This is a genomic window from Porphyromonas levii, from assembly GCF_018206105.1.
GTDB lineage: Bacteria > Bacteroidota > Bacteroidia > Bacteroidales > Porphyromonadaceae > Porphyromonas_A > Porphyromonas_A levii.
In genome coordinates, this window is record NZ_JADRGN010000092.1 from 1 (window position 1) to 783 (window position 783).

The following is a 783-nucleotide window of genomic DNA, read 5'->3' on the forward strand; positions in this document are numbered from 1 at the left end:
ATGGAATAGTAGTAGCTGCATAACAATAACCAATAACGATGTAAAAAGAAAGAAAATGTGTACGTTTGTGACAGTGAAAGAAAAAATACATCCCGTTGTCTAAAAATGGGGAGTACTATATATCAAGCACGAAGGCTCTACAAAGGCTGGAAAGTGGATAATAATCAAATAGAACGTGAAGAATGTGTTGTACATAATATTGAGCGGTCTTTTATTGCTTGTATTGGTTGTCGTGCTCATAGGAGCACTCCTTCCGAGAACCAGAACGGAGACAAAGCAGTGTATTTTGAATGCCCCTATTGATGTCGTTTTTGACATCGTGACCAACAATCAAGAATGGCATTACAGAAGTTCTTTGGATGATTTGGAGATCATCCGTACCCAAGGGGATATTGAAGAATGGGAAGAGACTACCAATGATGTAACTATCCGATTCAAGACACTTGAGAAGAGACCACACTCTTTCTACTGTTTTGAGATGGATAGTAAAATGTTCACAGGAGAATGGCAGGCAACATTCGAACCGATGGAAGGTGGTAAAACTCTATTCACTGCAACAGAAAAGATAGAATACAAGAATCTGTTCTATCGCTTAGTTGGGTATGCTTTTATGGACTTAAACAAGTTTATGACCACATACCAAGAAGAACTTAAAGCTCGAATAGAACTTGAAAAAGCAGGGCAATAAAGACAATATAACCGATTGTTTGTAATCGATTTAAGAAGTCATATTTGTACCATGTAATTGCAATGCACTGTAAATCAATATAGATTTGTTTTGAA

1 protein-coding gene is annotated in these 783 nt (G+C 36.9%); it reads left to right on the forward strand.

The window, feature by feature from the left end; all coding sequences use genetic code 11:
• The first annotated feature begins 184 nt into the window (after nt 1-184).
• Nucleotides 185-688: an SRPBCC family protein gene (locus tag IX315_RS09620; RefSeq protein WP_342356951.1), complete on the forward strand. Its 504-nt coding sequence runs from the start codon at nt 185-187 to the stop codon at nt 686-688.
• The last annotated feature ends 95 nt before the right edge of the window (nt 689-783 follow it).